Raw genomic sequence first — 16,977 nt, 5'->3', positions numbered from 1 at the left:
GTAGGAGAGACGCCGGGCCGGCCGCAGCGAAATCGACGTGCTACCGCCGAAGACAGCCGATCCGGTCATAAAGAGCGAACTTCAGGACTGAGGGAGGCTCAACTCGTATAGGAAACTGTCAAGTAGTGGGCGGCAACGGTCAGGATCGGTCATGTCGACCATGCGGGAGTGCGACGTTGACGAAGTGTCACCATGCGGGGCCCGACGGTTGGGGCCGTCACGTCGCGACGCCCGCCGCCGGCACGCTGTTCCGGCCCCCCAGGGCCGCCGCGGCCGCACCCACGAGTCCCGCGTCCGTACCCATCAACGCGGGTGCGACGGTCAGACCACGTACGAAGGAGAGCGTGGCGTAGTCGGAAAGGGCCCTGCGCAGGGGCGTGAACAGCGCCTCGCCCGCTTTGCCGACTCCCCCGCCGATGACCGCGATGTCGATCTCGACGAGTGTCGCCGTCGCGGCGATCCCCGCGGCCAGCGCCTGTGCGGCCCGTTCGAAGGAGGCCACGGCCACCGGATCGCCCTGACGCGCTGCAGCGGCCACCGCGGCGGCCGAGGTGTCGCCGTCGGGGCCGGGCCGCCAGCCGCCCTCCAGGGCGCGGCGCGCGATGTTCGGCCCGCTCGCGATCCGTTCCACACAGCCGCGCGAACCGCAGGGGCACGGATCTCCGTCCAGGTCGACACTGATGTGCCCGATGTGGCCCGCGTTGCCGGTCGGGCCCGGGTGCAGCCGCCCGCCCAGGACGAGACCGCCACCGACCCCGGTCGACACCACCATGCAGAGGGCGTTGTCATGGCCGCGGGCCGCGCCCTGCCAGTGTTCGGCGGCCGTGATGGCCACGCCGTCGCCGATCAGCTCGACGGGCAGGCCGCCCGTCGCCGCGCGGACCCGCTCGACCAGCGGGTACCCGCGCCAGCCCGGCACGTTGACGGGGCTCACCGTGCCCGCGGAGGCGTCCACCGGCCCCGCGCTGCCGATCCCGACGGCACGCGCTCTGCACCAGAGCGGGGAGAGCGTCAGCTCCGCGATCACGTCCGCCACGGCGCCCATCACGGTGTCGCCGTCCTCCTGCGCGGGCGTCGCGCGCTGCGCGCGCACCAGGATCCGGCCATGGCCGTCCACCAGTGCCCCGGCGATCTTGGTGCCGCCGATGTCGAGGGCGGCCACGAGGTCGGTGTGCATCAGTGTCAGCGCTCCCAAGGCTTGAGTCGTACCGGAGTGGTGCCGGACCGGACGCACCGCGGTGGTCACCGCGCGGTCCGGGCCCCCGGCCGGGTACGGGCAGGAGGCGCCCCTGGGGGAAGGCGCAGGCCGGAGATTGCGGTGGACAGTGTCTCCCGCATCTGACAACGTTGTCCAGGCTCTATGCTCGACGCCACATCCTCATACAACCCCATGGACCGACGCATCCCCGTGGACGACAGGACAGGACAGCGCATCGTGCCCGAGACCGCCCGCAGAGGAGACCGCGTGTCCGGAACCCGCTACGGCAATCGCCCGACCATGAAGGACGTGGCAGCGCGAGCGGGAGTCGGCCTGAAGACGGTCTCCCGTGTCGTCAACGGCGAGCCCGGGGTCACTCCTGACACCGAGCGGCGGGTCCAGGAGGCCATCGAGGCGCTGGGCTTCCGGCGCAACGACAGCGCGCGGGTCCTGCGCAAGGGCCGTACCGCGAGCATCGGTCTGGTTCTGGAGGATCTCGCGGACCCGTTCTACGGACCGCTGAGCCGCGCGGTCGAGGAGGTCGCCCGAGCCCACGGCGCCCTGCTGATCAACGGCTCCAGCGCCGAGGACCCGGAGCGCGAGCAGGAGTTGGTGCTGGCGTTGTGCGCTCGCCGGGTGGACGGGCTGGTCGTCATCCCGGCCGGTGGCGATCACCGCTATCTGGAGCCCGAGCTGAGGGCGGGCGTCGCCACGGTGTTCGTGGACCGTCCGGCCGGGAGGATCGATGCGGACGTGGTGCTGTCCGACAGCTTCGGCGGCGCCCGTGACGGGGTGGCCCATCTCATCGCGCACGGCCACCGGCGGATCGGCTTCATCGGTGACATGCCGCGCATCCACACCGCGGCCGAACGGCTGCGCGGCTACCGCGCCGCCATGGAGGACGCCGGGATACCCGTCGAGCGTTCCTGGATGTCCCTCGGCGTCACCGACCCCCAACGGGTGCGCCGGGCCGCCGAGGAGATGCTCTCCGGTCCGGCTCCCGTGACCGCGATCTTCGCCGGCAACAACCGGGTGACGGTCACCGTCGTGCGCGTCCTGGCCGAGCACGACCGTCCGGTCGCCCTGGTCGGCTTCGACGACTTCGAGCTGGCCGATCTCCTCAAGCCCGGCGTCACGGTCGTCGCCCAGGACGCCGCCGCCCTCGGCCGCACGGCCGCCGAGCGGCTCTTCCGCCAGCTCGACGGCACGCTCGTCACCCCGGAGCGCATCGAACTTCCGACCCGCCTGATCACCCGCGGCTCGGGCGAACTGCCGCCCGCGGACTGACGGGTGGCGCACGAACGACGGCAGCCCGCCCGACGTGGTCCAGGCGGTGCCGGTGGACGGGTGGGAGCCGGCGCCGCCGGAACCCCCGCCTCGGCACGGTCCTACGGGGCCGACGCCGTGAGGTCGCCCCGCCGCGGCATCGCGAAGCCCTGCAGATCCGCTCGGGTCAGGCCGGTCGCCCGGGCGACCTCGGCCACGTTGAGCGCGCCGCAGTCCAGCCCGTGCAGCAGATACCCGCTCAGCGCCTTGGCGGTGGCCGGCTCGTCCATGACGTCGCCGCCGGTCCGGTCCACGTACCGGACCAGCCGTGCCGCGGCCTGTTGGAAGCCCTCGCGGTAGAAGGCGAAGACGGCCGCGTACCGGGTCGGGAGGTGGCCGGGATGCATGTCCCAGCCCTGGTAGTAGGCGCGCGCCAGCGCCCGCCGGGTGAGCCCGTAGTGCAGCCGCCAGGCCTCGTGCACCTTCTCGGTCGGGCCGACCGGCAGGACGTTCGTGGAGCCGTCGCACACCCGCACTCCGGTGCCAGCGGCCGCGACCTGCATGACCGCCTTGGCGTGGTCGGCGGCCGGGTGGTCACTGGCCTGGTAGGCGGCGGACACGCCGAGACAGGCGCTGTAGTCGAAGGTGCCGTAGTGCAGCCCCGTGGCGCGTCCCCCGGCGGCCTGGATCATCCGCGCGACGGTGGCCGTGCCGTCGGCGGCGAGGATGGCCTGGCTGGTCTCGATCTGGATCTCGAACCCGATCCTTCCGGGCTCGAGGCCGTGCGCCTTCTCGAACTCCTCCAGCAGCCGCACCAGGGCGGTGACCTGCTCGGGGTAGGTGACCTTGGGCAGGGTGAGCACGAGGCCCCGGGGCAGGCCGCCGGCCTCCATCAGGCCCGTCAGGAAGATGTCGAGCGTGCGGATGCCCCGGTCGCGTACCGGCGCCTCCATGCACTTCATACGGATACCTGTGTACGGGGGCGCCGTGCCGTCGCGGTGGGCCTGCGCGATCAGCCGTGCCGCGCGTGCGGCGGCCTGGTCCTCCTCGGCGTCCGGCCGTGCCCCGTAGCCGTCCTCGAAGTCGACGCGCAGGTCTTCGACCGGTTCGCGCTCCAGCTTCGCGCGCACGCGGTCGTGGACGGGCTCGGCGAGGTCGTCCGGGAGGCCGAGCACGGCGGCCAGCGCCGCGGCGTCCGGGGCGTGTTCGTCCAGGGCGGCCAGGGCCCGGGCGCCCCAGGAGCGGACGGTGTCGGCGGCGAAGGCGTCCCCCGGGACGTAGACCGTGTGGACGGGCTGACGCGTGCCCGGGTCACCGGGGTAGCGGCGCTCCAGCTCGGCGTCGACCGGGCCGAGAGAGGCACTGATCTCCTCGTGTACGGCACCCCCGAGGCTGGTCGCCACCCGCTCCTGCCGGCCCTGGCCCATCCCGCACCCTCCCACTTTCCGCTTCACGGAATCAACAATCCGTTGAACGAAGCTATCCGTGGCAGTTGCCGTGGGTCAACACCTTCCGGGCAGGGGCCGACGCCCGTCGGATACGCGAGCACCCTCTCCTTCAGGTGCGACACTCCGCGCGCCTTTGCCGTGTTCACGCCCATCTCATCCGGCTCTGTCACACTACGGGGCGCAGGGCTCGTCCGGCACCCGCCACAGAAGGAGCCTCCCGTGCCCCACCTCAGCCGCGTCACGCGCCGCCTGGGACTCAGGACCGCCCTGGCGGCCGCAGCCGCCCTGCCGGCGTCCAGTGCGGCACCGTCCCCGCGGGGTGCCCAGGCCGCGGCCCGGCACGACCGCCATCTCGAGGTCATGTCGTTCAACCTGCGGTACGCGAGCGCCACCGAGCCCCACAGCTGGGCGGTCCGCCGCCCGGTGATGCGCGCGCTGCTGTGCCGCGAACGGCCGCATGTCATCGGCACCCAGGAGGGCCTCTACCAGCAGGTGCGCGACATCGCGACGGACCTCGGGCCGGAGTACGCGTGGATCGGCACGGGCCGTGCGGGCGGCAGCCGCGACGAGTTCGTGGCCGTCTTCTACGACAGGCGCCGGCTGACCCCGGTCGAGTACGACCACTTCTGGCTCTCCGACACGCCCGATGTGATCGGCTCGAACACCTGGGGTGGCGCCTGCATCCGCATGGTCACCCGGGTCCGCTTCCGCGACACCCAGCCGCCTGCGCGGGAGTTCTACGTCCTCAACACCCACCTGGACAACAAGAGCCAGTACGCACGCGTGCGTGCGGTGTCCCTCATCGCCGATCGCATCGCCGGACTGGACCGCTCCCTGCCGCTCGTGGTGACCGGCGACTTCAACGCGGCAGCCCACAAGAACCCCGTCTACGACACGCTGCTCGGCGCCGGTCTCGTGGACACCTGGGACACGGCGGTGGAGCACACCGCGCCGTACGGCACGTTCCACGGCTACCGTCCGCCACGGCCGTACGGCGATCGCATCGACTGGATCCTGGCCACGCCCGGAGTGACCGCGCACTGGGCGTCGATCAACACCTTCGCGCCGGACGGCCGGTTCCCCAGCGACCATCTGCCGGTGCAGGCGTCCCTGACCCTGGGATGAACGAGGCCCCCGCGACCGCAACGGTCCCGGGGGCCTCGTACCCGCGAAGTCGCTCAGCCCTTGCGGGCCTTGACCTCCTCGGTCAGCTGCGGCACGACCTCGAACAGGTCGCCCACCACGCCGTAGTCGACCAGGTCGAAGATCGGGGCCTCGGCGTCCTTGTTGATCGCCACGATCGTCTTCGAGGTCTGCATACCGGCGCGGTGCTGGATCGCACCGGAGATACCGGAGGCGATGTACAGCTGCGGCGACACGCTCTTGCCGGTCTGGCCGACCTGGTTGGTGTGCGGGTACCAGCCCGCGTCGACGGCGGCACGCGAGGCACCGACGGCCGCGCCGAGGGAGTCGGCGAGCGCCTCGATGATCGCGAAGTTCTCCGCGCCGTTGACACCACGGCCACCGGAGACCACGATCGCGGCCTCGGTCAGCTCGGGACGGCCCGTCGACTCACGCGGCGTGCGGCCGGTGACCTTGGTGCCGGTCGCCTTGGCGGAGAACGTCACCGCGAGCTCCTCGACGCTGCCGGCGGCCGGGGCGGCCTCCACGGCGGCCGAGTTCGGCTTGACCGTGATGACCGGGGTGCCCTTGGCGACGCGGGACTTGGTGGTGAAGGAGGCGGCGAACACCGACTGGGTGGCCACCGGGCCCTCCTCGCCGGCCTCCAGGTCGACGGCGTCGGTGATGATGCCGGAGCCGATGCGCAGCGCCAGACGGGCGGCGATCTCCTTGCCCTCCGCGGAGGACGGCACCAGGACGGCGGCCGGGGACACGGCCTCGTAGGCGGCCTGCAGCGCGTCCACCTTCGGGACGACCAGGTAGTCGGCGTACTCGGAGGCGTCGTGGGTGAGCACCTTCACCGCGCCGTGCTCGGCGAGCGCGGCGGCCGTGTCGGCGGCACCCGTGCCGAGGGCGACGGCGACCGGCTCGCCGATGCGCCGGGCCAGGGCCAGCAGCTCCAGCGTGGGCTTGCGGACGGCACCGTCCACGTGGTCGACGTAGACGAGAACTTCAGCCATGGGAATGGATCTCCTTGCGGATTGCGAAGTCAGGGGCGGTCAGGCTGAGGAGCCTTAGATGAACTTCTGGCTCGCGAGGAACTCAGCGAGCTGCTTGCCGCCCTCGCCCTCGTCCTTGACGATGGTGCCCGCGGTGCGCGCCGGGCGCTCGGCGACGGCCTGGACCGCGGTCCAGGCGTTCTCGAGACCGACCTCCTCGGCCTCGATGTCCAGGTCCGACAGGTCCCAGGACTCCACCGGCTTCTTCTTGGCCGCCATGATGCCCTTGAAGGACGGGTAGCGCGCCTCGCCCGACTGGTCGGTGACCGAGACGACGGCCGGCAGGGACGCCTCCAGCTGCTCCGAGGCGGCGTCGCCGTCACGGCGGCCCTTCACGGTGCCGTCCTCGACGGAGACCTCGGACAGCAGCGTCACCTGCGGCACGCCCAGGCGCTCGGCGAGCAGCGCCGGTACGACACCCATGGTGCCGTCGGTGGAGGCCATACCGGAGATCACCAGGTCGTAGCCGGCCTTCTCGATGGCCTTGGCCAGCACCAGCGAGGTGCCGATGGCGTCGGTGCCGTGCAGGTCGTCGTCCTCGACGTGGATCGCCTTGTCGGCGCCCATCGACAGGGCCTTGCGCAGCGCGTCCTTGGCGTCCTCCGGGCCCACCGTCAGCACGGTGACCTCGGCGTCGTCGGCGTTCTCCGCGATCTGGAGCGCCTGCTCGACCGCATACTCGTCCAGCTCGGAGAGCAGACCGTCCACGTCGTCCCGGTCGACGGTCAGGTCATCGGCGAAGTGCCGGTCGCCAGTGGCGTCGGGCACGTACTTCACAGTGACAACGATCCTCAAGCTCACGCCGGCTCTCCTACTGCATCGTCATTTCTGGGCTGCCTTCTTTCAGGCAGCATAGGCGCCTGAAGCGGCCGATCCCGGTCGGGGCGACCCCGCGCTCCGAACGAAATATTACTCGTCAGTACACCCAGTACCTGCCCGCTAAGCAAGCGCTTTGAACTGTGACCTTGGCAACGCTGTGTAACCGGCCAGTAGGTTCAGTCACGCAGCCGGTTGAAGCGCCCCTGGTGGTAGAGCAGCGGGCGACCGGCGCCGGAGGGGTCGCCGTGGACGACCTCGGCGACCACGAGGCGGTGGTCACCTGCGGGCACCCGGGCCACCACGCGGCAGACGAGCCAGGCGAGCACGTCGTCCAGGACGGGGACTCCCATGGGGCCCTCGCGCCAGCTGGTGGGTGGGCCGAAGCGGTCGGCACCACTGCGGGCGAAGGTGCTGGCCAGCCCCTCCTGGTGCTCGCCGAGTATGTGCACGCCGACATGCCCGGCCTCGGAGACGGCGGGCCAGCTGGAGGCACCGATGCCGATGCCGAACGAGACGAGGGGAGGCTCGACGGAGACCGAGGTGACAGAGGTGGCGGTGAAGCCGACCGGGCCGCCGTCCCTCCGGGCGGTGATCACGGCGACCCCCGCCGCATGCCGGCGGAAGACCGCGCGCAGGAGGTCCGGGGAAGCGATCCGAGCGGGGTCGAGGCCGGGCGTTGCCGTCATGGAGTTGTCCTTCTGCGAGGTGACGTGGTGGCGGATCCGTGGCTGCTCAGCAGGCCGGACAGCGGGCGCTCGCGGTGCGGGCCAGGTCCACGTGGACACGCTGGAAGAGAAGGAGTTCCTGGGGCATACAGTCAGACTGACGATAGGTGGTGGGCGCAGTCAAGCGCGTCCCGGGATCCGGGAGATGCGTCACCGGCCGCCGCACCGTCGCCTCCACCCGGCCCCGAGCGGCCCGGCAGCCTCGGCCGGGGCGTCACACGGCCTCGCCCAGGGCGGCGATCACGTCCGCCTTGCGGGGCTGCCCCGTCGCCCGCCGCACGATCCGCCCGTGCGCGTCCAGCACGAGCACGGTCGGTGTCCTCACGATGCCGAGCGCGCGGACGAGTTCGAGCCGCTGCTCGGCGTCGATCTCCACATGCGCGACCCCCGGCACCATCCCGGCGACCTCCGTGAGGACCCGCCGTGTGGCCCGGCAGGGAGCACAGAAGGCGCTGGAGAACTGCACCAGCGTCGCCCGCCTCCCGAGCCCCTGGCCCAACTCGGCCGCCCCGAGCCGCCGTCCGTCGTCCCGCCCGCGCACTCTCACTCTCCCGCTCAGCCGTCGGTGCCCCGCTCCTTGGGTGCCCGCCTGGGTGGCACCCCGACGCACCACGAGTCCGGTCGTCCTCGATTGCAGCGTTCACAGGACTGCAAGGATTCCCGGGCTCTCCATCTTCGCCTCCGTGACCGGCATGTGGCGGCACGCAGGGAACAAGAGCATATGAAAAGCCCATGACGGGGCATACGGCTGACGTGATGAGGATCTCGCCGCGCGCGGGCACCAGGACTGGCCCCACGTTCGTTCTTCGGGCACGATCTGCGAGACGCCGTAAACCTACGGCTGCGTAACTTCCGCCGGGAGCCCCTGCCCAGGCTGACAGAAGGGTCCACCCCGCCCATGGCTGAGCTCGTATACCGTCCCGTCATCGGTCTCGCCCTCACGATGTTCAAGGCATGGGACCTGAAGATCGACTGCAAGGGATCCGAGAACATCCCGCGCTCGGGCGGTGCGGTGCTGGTGAGCAATCACATCAGCTATCTGGACTTCGTCTTCAACGGCCTGGCGGCCCTGCCGCAGAAGCGCCTGGTGCGCTTCATGGCCAAGGAGTCCGTCTTCCGGCACCGGATCTCCGGCCCGCTGATGCGCGCCATGAAGCACATCCCGGTGGACCGCAAGCAGGGCGAGGCCGCCTACGCGCACGCCCTGGACTCGCTGCGGTCGGGGGAAATCGTCGGCGTCTTCCCCGAGGCGACCATCTCACAGTCGTTCACCCTGAAGGGCTTCAAGTCGGGCGCGGTGCGCCTGGCCCAGGAAGCGGGCGTCCCGCTGGTCCCGATGGCGGTCTGGGGCACTCAGCGGCTGTGGACCAAGGGCCACCCGCGCAACTTCAAGCGCAGTCACATCCCGATCACGATCCGGGTCGGCGAGGCGGTCGAAGCCTCGCGGGACACGTATGCGGGTGTGCTCACCCGTCAGCTGCGCGAGCGCGTCCAGGAGTTGCTGGAGGCCGCCCAGCGCGCCTACCCCGGGCGCCCCAAGGGTCCGGAGGACACGTGGTGGGTGCCGGCCCACCTCGGCGGTACGGCGCCGACCCAGGAGGAGCTGCGCACCGCCGAGGCCCGCTGAGACCGATCAGGCGGGGGCGTGCACGGTGATCCGCGCCCCGGGGCTGAACTTCTCCAGCAGTTCGGCCAGTTCGGCGCCGGCCCGCTCCACGTCGGCCACCGGCATCGGCGTGAGGCTCTCCAGCAGGAAGACCCCTGAGGCCGACTCCTCGGTGAGCCGGGTGCGGGGCCCCTGGCGCCAGTTCCAGCGGCGGCAGGTCACACCCGCCTCGTCGCGCCAGACCACCTCACCCGGGTCCGGGTGCTCGACGGTCTCCTCGCCGCCCGCTACGGTCACGAAATCCTCGTCGCCCGTGGCCCTGACGAGGTGCATGGCGCCCTGGACGAGATCGAGGTCCTCGCCGCCGACCGGGATCAGATGGGCCACGCTGACGGCGTTGTAGACGTCGACGAGCACATTGATCCTCGGCAGTCCAGCGTCCGACAGGGCTCGCCTGGCAAGCGCCTCGGCCGAGTTACGGGTGCGGGACGGCTTGGTACCGAAGGCCGTGTACACCTCGCGCCAGGCCGCCATGTGCGGATCCTCGTGCGGAGCACGTCCGTCCAGTCGTACGGCGAGGCGGCGGGCCGCGTCGTCGAGCAGCGCGGACGTCTCCTCGGTGCTGGGCCCGTTGACGAGTCCGTCGGCCTCGATCGCCAGGTGCGTGAAACCGGGAGCGAGGGCGCGCACCCCGTCGGACACGGTCAGGGAGAGAGTCATCGCCTGCCTCAGAGTGCGGTGGGGAGCGTCTTCCAGAGGGTCTCCCGGTCGGGGGCGGCTCGGAGGGCACGCAGCACGGCCGGGTGGGGTTCAGCATGCAGGACGGGATAGTCCATTTCGTTGGACTTCTCGTCGGGGGTCCAGGCCAGTCGCTCACCGTGGAGGGAGAACCGGGCGTCCACTCCCGGTTTGTTCCCGCGGGGATCCTGCCGGTGCCAGGCGCCATGGAACCGCACGGCGACCAGTCCGTGCACGAGATGACCGACGTCGTCGTCGTGCACCAGCCGCTGGTAGCACAGCGCCGTCGGGATGTCCTCGGCACGCAGCAGCGCGGCCAGGGCGTGCGCCTTGGCATGGCAGATACCGGTGCGGAGCCGGAATACGTCGGAGGCGCGCCAGGTGACGCGCGGATCGCCGCTGTCGGCGGAGTGCGGAATGGTGTCGCGCACGAACTCGTAGGCCGCTTGCGCATAGGCATACGAGTCCGCCACCTGTCCGGCCAGCTGGGCGGCCGCTTCACGCACCACCGGATGGTGGTGGTCGATGACCTCGTCGGCAGCCAAGTAGGCGGATAGGTCGGTCGTTTGCTGGATCAGCTCCATGTTCGCAGAGCATAGGAATGCGACCGACCGATGGTCAATGACCTTTCGATCAGCCGCATACCTATGCATCAAGCGAGGTGCCGCCGAGAGGACGCCTAGCGCGCCATCTCCTCCTTCAGCGCGGCCAGGAACCGGTCCACGTCGTCCTCGGTCGTGTCGAAGGCGCACATCCAGCGCACGACACCGGCGGCCTCGTTCCAGAAGTAGAACCGGAACCGCTGCTGAAGACGCTCGCTCACGTCGTGAGGGAGCCTGGCGAAGACCCCGTTGGCCTGCACCGGGTAGAGGATCTCCACCCCATGGACGGCCCGCACGCCCTCGGCGAGCCGCTGCGCCATCTCGTTGGCGTGACGGGCGTTGCGCAGCCACAGGTCCTTGGCGAACAGAGCCTCCAGCTGCACCGACACAAAGCGCATCTTCGACGCGAGCTGCATGGACAGCTTGCGCAGATGCTTCATATGGCTGACGGCGTCCTGGTTGATCACGACGACCGCCTCGCCGAACAGCGCGCCGTTCTTCGTCCCGCCGAGGGAGAGAATGTCGACGCCGACCGCGTTGGTGAACGTGCGCATCGGCACGTCGAGGGAGGCGGCCGCGTTGGCTATCCGGGAGCCGTCCAGGTGCACCTTCATGCCGCGCGCGTGGGCGTGCTCGCAGATCGCGCGGATCTCGTCGGGCGTGTAGAGGGTGCCCAGCTCGGTGCTCTGGGTGATCGAGACGACCTGCGGCATGGCACGGTGCTCGTCCTCCCAGCCGTGCGCCTGCCGGTCGATCAGCTCGGGCGTGAGCTTGCCGTCGGGCGTGGGCACGGTGAGCAGCTTCAGGCCGCCCATGCGCTCGGGGGCTCCGCCCTCGTCGACGTTGATGTGCGCGCTCTCCGCACAGATCACCGCGCCCCAGCGGTCGGTGACGGCCTGCAGCGCGACGACGTTCGCGCCGGTGCCGTTGAACACCGGGAACGCCTCGGCCGTGGAGCCGAAGTGACTGCGGATGATCCGCTGGAGGTTCTCGGTGTAGACGTCCTCGCCATACGCGACCTGGTGCCCGCCGTTGGCCACGGCCAGGGCGGCGAGCACCTCCGGGTGGGCCCCGGCGTAGTTGTCACTGGCGAAACCGCGGACCTCCGGGTCGTGACGGCGACGCGCGTCGGTCTTGGGAGGGTTCACGGCTTCTCGGTCAGCCACAGACGTTTTCCGTTCACTTCCGCGGCGGGCTTGCTCCAGACGTCGGTGATGGCCTCGGCCAGGTCCTTGACGTCCGTGAAGCCCGCGAACTTCGCGTTGGGACGGTCGGCGCGCATCGCGTCGTGCACCAACGCCTTCACCACCAGGATCGCAGCCGCCGACGTCGGGCCCCCCTCGCCCCCGGCCTTGCGGAAGTAGTCGGCCATGGCCAGCGTCCACGCCTCGGCGGCGGCCTTGGCGGCGGCGTAGGCGGCGTTGCCCGCGGCGGGCTTGGTCGCGCCCGAGGCGCTGATCAGGACATAGCGTCCGCGGTCGCTGCGCTGCAGCGCCTCGTGGAACGCCAGGGAGGTGTGCTGCACGGTGCGAACGAGCAGCAGTTCGAGGAAGTCCCAGTCGTCGAGGCTGGTCTTGGTGAAGGTCTCACTGCCGCGCCAGCCGCCGACCAGGTGCACCAGTCCGTCGACGCGTCCGAAGTCCTTCTCGACATGGGTGGCCCAGTCACGGGTGGACTGGAGGTCGAGCAGGTCCACCGTGTCCCCGGTGACGGTGGCGCCGCCGAGGGCGTAGCGGGCCGCGTCGACAGCCTCCGCGAGCCGCTCGGGGTCGTTGTCCGAGGCGACGACGGTCGCCCCCGCCTCGGCAAGCCTCAGCAGTGTCGCCCGGCCGGCGGCTCCGCCCGCGCCCGCCACCGCGATCACCGCGCCACTCAGTGGCCCGTTCCCGTTCCGCATCGTCCTCGCCTCCCGAACAGCGTCCGCCGCATCAGCCGTACCCACGGCGCGGGCGCTCACGCGGCGACTCGCTCGGCGGTCTCCGCGGTGATGCCCTTGGTGGAGGCGATCACGTTCTTGAGCTTCTTCTGGAGCGCCTCATAGAACATGCTCAGCGGAAACTCGTCCGGAAGCACGTCGTCCACCAGCTTGCGCGGCGGCTGGGTCAGGTCCAGGGCCTCGGGACCCTTGGCCCACTTGGAGCCGGGGTGCGAGGCGAGGTAGGTGGAGACCAGCTCATAGCCGGCGAACCAGTGCACGAGCTTCGGGCGGTCGATGCCGTCCCTGTAAAGGTTCTCGATCTCGGCGCACAGCTGGTTGGTGACCTGCGGAGCGCGCTCCCAGTCGATGGAGAGCTTGTTGTCCGTCCAGCGGACGACGTCGTGCTTGTGCAGGTAGGCGAAGAGCAGCTGGCCGCCGAGGCCGTCGTAGTTGCGCACGCGGTCGCCGGTGACCGGGAAGCGGAACATGCGGTCGAAGAGCACCGCGTACTGCACGTCACGGGCCTGCGGGACGCCGTCCGCCTGGAGCTTCACGGCCTCCTTGAAGGCGGTGAGGTCACAGCGCAGCTCCTCCAGGCCGTACATCCAGAACGGCTGGCGCTGCTTGATCATGAACGGGTCGAACGGCAGATCGCCGTGGCTGTGGGTGCGGTCGTGGACCATGTCCCACAGCACGAAGGCCTCTTCGCAGCGCTTCTGGTCGTGGACCATCGCGGCGACGTCCTCGGGCAGCTGGAGGCCCAGGATGTCGACGGCGGCCTCGGTGACCCGGCGGAAGCGGGCGGCCTCGCGGTCGCAGAAGATGCCGCCCCAGGAGAATCGTTCCGGCGCCTCGCGCACGGCGATGGTCTCGGGGAAGAGGACGGCGGAGTTGGTGTCGTAGCCCGCGGTGAAGTCCTCGAAGGTGATGCCGCAGAACAGCGGGTTGTCGTAGCGGGTGGCCTCCAGCTCGGCGAGCCACTCCGGCCACACCATGCGCAGGACGACCGCTTCGAGGTTGCGGTCGGGGTTGCCGTTCTGCGTGTACATCGGGAAGACGACCAGGTGCTGGAGGCCGTCCCGGCGGTCGGCGGCGGGCTGGAAGGCCAGCAGCGAGTCGAGGAAGTCGGGCACCTGGAAGCCCTCGTCGGCCCACCGGCGCAGGTCCTTCACGAGCGCCTCGTGGTAGGCGACGTCGTGCGGCAGCAGCGGGGAGAGCGCCTCGACAGCCGCCACCACATCGCCGACGGCCTCTTCGGCGGCCGCACGCTCCGGGGCGCCCTCGGCGGCGAAGTCGATCGAACCGTCCTTGGCCTGCCATGGCCGGATCCGTTCCACGGCATCCTTGAGCACGGGCCAGGCCGGGTGGTCCACCACCTTGTCTTCCGGAGGAACCTGCCCCTCCGAACCCACCTGCACAAGAATTTCCGTCATGACCCATCCTCCACGGAAGAACCTTAAGTAAGGACACCGTATGCGGGGACGGTTTCTTCCAGCAAGAGGGGGATCGGGAAATTATCCTGCCCATCCCCACCCTCACCGCTCTTTTTCCTGTCGGCAACCAAACCAAGCGTGACATCCGCCATACGCCCTCCGCCACCCGGAGCCACGGACCGCTCGCGGGCGGCCGTACTGCTTTCGGCCATACCGGTGAAGCGAAGGGCTGGGAGGAGGACCGGGCCCCGGTTCGTCAACAGCGGCGTGACGCGCCCACCCGGGAGTGACACCCGGTCGGCCCTGCGGGTCCGGATTCGCGCCACGCCGTGCGCCCGTCGACCCGTGCAGGAGCGGGTTCACCGCACACCGGGGCCGTTAGGCTGCGCCCAGCCGCGACGGTGCGGGAACGCCTCGCGGCAGCCGAGCCGCCGTCGACGGAAGCGAGTTGAACCTTGAACTTCCTCACCATCGGTCACCGCGGAGTCATGGGTGTCGAACCCGAGAACACCCTCCGGTCCTTTGTTGCCGCGGAGCGCGCGGGCCTCGATGTGATCGAGCTCGATCTCCATCTGAGCAAGGACGGCGCTCTCGTGATCATGCACGACGCCGAAGTGGACCGTACGACCGACGGAGCCGGCCCGATCGCCGAGAAGACCGTCGCCGAGTTGCGCGCACTCGACGCGGGCCGCGGTGAGCGGGTCCCCGTCTTCGAGGAGGTCCTGGACGCGGTGAAAACACCGCTCCAGGCGGAGATCAAGGATGTGGCGGCGGCCCGGGCACTGGCCGAGGTGATGCAGCGCCGGGACCTCGTCGGCCGGGTCGAGGTCTCGTCGTTCCACGCCGAGGCGATCACCGAGATCGCCCGGCTCGTACCCGGTGTGCGTACCGCGCTGGTCGCCAGCCGCTACGGCACCGACGTGGTGGAGGACGCCGTCGCCGCCGGTGCCCGGACGGTCTGCCTCAACATCCGCCGGCTGACCCTGGAGGTCGTCGAGCACGCGCGGAAGGCGGACCTGAGGGTCATCGGCTGGGTCGTGAACACCCTGGACCACCTGCGGCTGGCCCGGGCGCTGGAACTGGACGGCGCGACCACCGACTACCCGGAGATCAAACGCACCGGCCGCTTCACCGCCTGAGGGGCCACCGCCGCGCCGCTCGCCGTACGCCCGCCCGGCCACCGGGCGGACGTCGGAGCCGGATTCAGTGCAACGGCTTGACCAGCAGCTCGAACTCCAGGTCGTCGCGCTGCGGGATGCCGAAGCGCTCGTCGCCGTACGGGAAGGGGCTCATCCGTCCCGTACGGCGGTAGCCGCGCCGCTCGTACCAGGCGATGAGGTCGTCCCGCACGGAGATGACCGTCATATGCATCTCCGTCACGCCCCAGTCGTGCTGGGCCATCCGCTCCGCCTCGGCGATCACCGTCTTGCCGAGACCCGCGCCCTGGAGTGCGGGGCTGACCGCGAACATGCCGAAGTAGGCGTGCTCCCCGCGGTGTTCCAGCTGGCAGCAGGCGACGATCGCCCCGTCGCGCTCGACCGTGAGCAGCCGGCTGTCGGGCGACTTGATGACCTGCAGCACGCCCTCGGGGTCGGTCCGCTGCCCTTCCAGGATGTCCGCCTCGGTCGTCCATCCGGCCCGGCTGGCGTCGCCGCGGTACGCCGACTCGATCAGCGTGACCAGCGCGTCCACGTCGGCCTCGGTGGCGTCGCGGAAGGTCAGACCGGTCGTGGCGGTGGCGGCGCTGTCCATGGGCTGCTTCTCCGATTTCAGTGGCGCGGCGCGGGCACCGACGAGCGTAACGCCCCCGCTAGGCTCCGTTTGCATGGTCCACGTATTGAACAGCCGCGTTCTCCTGCGCCCCACCGACCCCGGGCGTTCCCGCGCCTTCTACGGCGAGAAGCTCGGGCTCGCGGTCTACCGGGAGTTCGGTACGGGACCGGAGCGCGGTGTCGTGTACTTCCTCGGCGGCGGCTTCCTGGAGGTGTCGGGGCGCGGTGACGCACCGCCTTCCCCGGCGCTGAAGCTCTGGCTGCAGGTGCGGGACATCGCGGTCGCGCACGCCGAGCTGGCCGACGCGGGCGTCGAGATCGTGCGACCGCCCGTGAAGGAGCCGTGGGGCCTGATCGAGATGTGGATCGCCGACCCGGACGGCACCGAGATCGTGCTGGTGGAGATCCCCGTGGACCACCCGCTGCGCCACCGCCCCGGGATCTGATGCCGCCGGCCGGGCGGCGGCATAGCCTGCTGAGGGGGAACGCAGGGCGGGAGGCACCCCATGAAACTCGAGAAACCGGTGACCGGCGGACCCTGCTGGGCGGAGCTCGGGACCAGCGACCTGGAGGGGGCCAAAAGGTTCTACACCGAGCTGTTCGGCTGGCGTCCCGAGACGGACCCCCGGCAGGAGGCGGGCGGATACACGGTCGCCCACCTGGGTGACGCGGCGGTCGCGGCCCTCGCCCCGCTGTACCGGCAGGCGCAGCCGGTCGCCTGGAACGTGGCGTTCTCCGTGGACGACGCCGACGGGGCGGCCGATGCGGTCGGGGCGGCCGGCGGCACGGTGCTCCTGGGGCCGGTGGACGTCCACGACGCGGGCCGCTTCACGGTCGCCCTCGATCCGGGCGGCGCGGCCTTCCAGATGTGGCAGCCGCGGTCCTTCGCCGGTGCGGGACTGTTCAACGCCCCGGGTGCGCTGGGCTGGGTGGAGCTGCTGACCCGCGCCCCCGAGAGGGCCACCGACTTCTACAAGACGGTCTTCGGCTGGACCGTGCACCCCTCCGCGGACTACACGCAGTGGGGCGTCGACGGCGCCGACTTCGGCGGCATGGTGACCATGGGCGACCGATTTCCACACGAGGTGCCGGCACACTGGCTGCCGTACTTCGCGGTCGAGGACGTGGACGCCATGACGTCCGTCGCGACGGAGGCGGGCGGGCGCGTCCTCATGGAACCGGCCTCGGTGCCGGACGGCCCACGCATCGCCGTTCTGAAGGACCCGCAGGGCGCGGTGTTCGGCATCTACGCGGCCGGTCAGGAGGGCTAGG

General features: G+C 70.8%; 18 protein-coding genes. 6 read left to right on the top strand and 12 right to left on the bottom strand.

What is annotated here, in order from left to right; translation table 11 throughout:
- Positions 1 to 217: 217 nt before the first annotated feature.
- On the bottom strand, positions 218 to 1,177 hold the full coding sequence (locus LZ604_RS13310) for an ROK family protein (RefSeq protein ID WP_234515481.1): 960 nt from the start codon (positions 1,175 to 1,177) through the stop codon (positions 218 to 220).
- 213 nt (positions 1,178 to 1,390) lie between these two features.
- Here LZ604_RS13310 and LZ604_RS13305 point away from each other — a divergent pair, with 213 nt between their 5' ends.
- Positions 1,391 to 2,485: a LacI family DNA-binding transcriptional regulator gene (locus LZ604_RS13305; protein ID WP_234515272.1), complete on the top strand. Its 1,095-nt coding sequence runs from the start codon at positions 1,391 to 1,393 to the stop codon at positions 2,483 to 2,485.
- A gap of 101 nt (positions 2,486 to 2,586) precedes the next feature.
- Here LZ604_RS13305 and LZ604_RS13300 read toward each other — a convergent pair whose 3' ends face one another.
- On the bottom strand, positions 2,587 to 3,891 hold the full coding sequence (locus tag LZ604_RS13300; RefSeq protein WP_234515271.1) for a DUF6986 family protein: 1,305 nt from the start codon (positions 3,889 to 3,891) through the stop codon (positions 2,587 to 2,589).
- A gap of 240 nt (positions 3,892 to 4,131) precedes the next feature.
- Here LZ604_RS13300 and LZ604_RS13295 point away from each other — a divergent pair, with 240 nt between their 5' ends.
- On the top strand, positions 4,132 to 5,037 hold the full coding sequence (locus LZ604_RS13295; protein ID WP_234515270.1) for an endonuclease/exonuclease/phosphatase family protein: 906 nt from the start codon (positions 4,132 to 4,134) through the stop codon (positions 5,035 to 5,037).
- Between the two features lie 53 nt (positions 5,038 to 5,090).
- On the opposite strand, the gene LZ604_RS13290 is transcribed toward LZ604_RS13295, so the two are convergent.
- From LZ604_RS13290 to LZ604_RS13275, 4 genes are all read right to left on the bottom strand, one after another.
- A complete protein-coding gene (locus tag LZ604_RS13290) occupies positions 5,091 to 6,053 on the bottom strand; it encodes an electron transfer flavoprotein subunit alpha/FixB family protein (protein WP_234515269.1) in 963 nt (320 codons plus the stop codon).
- A 54-nt stretch (positions 6,054 to 6,107) separates the two neighbouring features.
- Complete coding sequence (locus LZ604_RS13285; protein WP_234515268.1) at positions 6,108 to 6,893, bottom strand: electron transfer flavoprotein subunit beta/FixA family protein; 786 nt, start codon at positions 6,891 to 6,893, stop codon at positions 6,108 to 6,110.
- A 194-nt stretch (positions 6,894 to 7,087) separates the two neighbouring features.
- Entirely contained in the window at positions 7,088 to 7,597 is a 510-nt protein-coding gene (locus LZ604_RS13280; protein ID WP_234515267.1) for a flavin reductase family protein, read from the bottom strand.
- Between the two features lie 253 nt (positions 7,598 to 7,850).
- Entirely contained in the window at positions 7,851 to 8,249 is a 399-nt protein-coding gene (locus LZ604_RS13275) for a TlpA family protein disulfide reductase (RefSeq protein WP_234515266.1), read from the bottom strand.
- A 285-nt stretch (positions 8,250 to 8,534) separates the two neighbouring features.
- Here LZ604_RS13275 and LZ604_RS13270 point away from each other — a divergent pair, with 285 nt between their 5' ends.
- Entirely contained in the window at positions 8,535 to 9,263 is a 729-nt protein-coding gene (locus LZ604_RS13270) for a lysophospholipid acyltransferase family protein (protein WP_234515265.1), read from the top strand.
- Between the two features lie 6 nt (positions 9,264 to 9,269).
- On the opposite strand, the gene LZ604_RS13265 is transcribed toward LZ604_RS13270, so the two are convergent.
- The 5 genes from LZ604_RS13265 to LZ604_RS13245 all read right to left on the bottom strand — a co-directional run bounded on the left by LZ604_RS13265 (position 9,270) and on the right by LZ604_RS13245 (position 13,933).
- Positions 9,270 to 9,962: a B3/B4 domain-containing protein gene (locus LZ604_RS13265; RefSeq protein WP_234515264.1), complete on the bottom strand. Its 693-nt coding sequence runs from the start codon at positions 9,960 to 9,962 to the stop codon at positions 9,270 to 9,272.
- An 8-nt stretch (positions 9,963 to 9,970) separates the two neighbouring features.
- Entirely contained in the window at positions 9,971 to 10,564 is a 594-nt protein-coding gene (locus LZ604_RS13260) for a transglutaminase domain-containing protein (RefSeq protein ID WP_234515263.1), read from the bottom strand.
- Positions 10,565 to 10,659: 95 nt separating this feature from the next.
- A complete protein-coding gene (locus LZ604_RS13255; RefSeq protein WP_234515262.1) occupies positions 10,660 to 11,730 on the bottom strand; it encodes a threonine aldolase family protein in 1,071 nt (356 codons plus the stop codon).
- Positions 11,727 to 12,479, bottom strand: coding sequence for an SDR family NAD(P)-dependent oxidoreductase (locus LZ604_RS13250; RefSeq protein ID WP_234515261.1), 753 nt, complete (start codon positions 12,477 to 12,479; stop codon positions 11,727 to 11,729). The genes LZ604_RS13255 and LZ604_RS13250 overlap by 4 nt, the downstream gene beginning before the upstream one ends.
- 56 nt (positions 12,480 to 12,535) lie before the next feature.
- The gene (locus tag LZ604_RS13245; RefSeq protein WP_234515260.1) at positions 12,536 to 13,933 is read right to left on the bottom strand and encodes a DUF6421 family protein; all 1,398 of its coding nucleotides are present in this window, start codon (positions 13,931 to 13,933) and stop codon (positions 12,536 to 12,538) included.
- 455 nt (positions 13,934 to 14,388) lie between these two features.
- Here LZ604_RS13245 and LZ604_RS13240 point away from each other — a divergent pair, with 455 nt between their 5' ends.
- Positions 14,389 to 15,072 (top strand): glycerophosphodiester phosphodiesterase, encoded by a 684-nt coding sequence (locus tag LZ604_RS13240; protein WP_234515259.1) that lies wholly within the window; start codon positions 14,389 to 14,391, stop codon positions 15,070 to 15,072.
- A gap of 64 nt (positions 15,073 to 15,136) precedes the next feature.
- Here LZ604_RS13240 and LZ604_RS13235 read toward each other — a convergent pair whose 3' ends face one another.
- Positions 15,137 to 15,685, bottom strand: a complete 549-nt coding sequence (locus LZ604_RS13235; protein ID WP_234515258.1) for a GNAT family N-acetyltransferase — start codon at positions 15,683 to 15,685, stop codon at positions 15,137 to 15,139.
- A 73-nt stretch (positions 15,686 to 15,758) separates the two neighbouring features.
- On the opposite strand from LZ604_RS13235, the gene LZ604_RS13230 reads away from it, so the two are divergent.
- The gene (locus LZ604_RS13230) at positions 15,759 to 16,151 is read left to right on the top strand and encodes a VOC family protein (RefSeq protein ID WP_234515257.1); all 393 of its coding nucleotides are present in this window, start codon (positions 15,759 to 15,761) and stop codon (positions 16,149 to 16,151) included.
- A gap of 60 nt (positions 16,152 to 16,211) precedes the next feature.
- Positions 16,212 to 16,976 (top strand): VOC family protein, encoded by a 765-nt coding sequence (locus LZ604_RS13225; protein WP_234515256.1) that lies wholly within the window; start codon positions 16,212 to 16,214, stop codon positions 16,974 to 16,976.
- Position 16,977: the final 1 nt, after the last annotated feature.

Source organism: Streptomyces glomeratus, from assembly GCF_021462825.1.
In the GTDB taxonomy this organism is placed as follows: domain Bacteria; phylum Actinomycetota; class Actinomycetes; order Streptomycetales; family Streptomycetaceae; genus Streptomyces; species Streptomyces glomeratus.
This window is presented reverse-complemented; position numbering and strand designations above follow the sequence as displayed.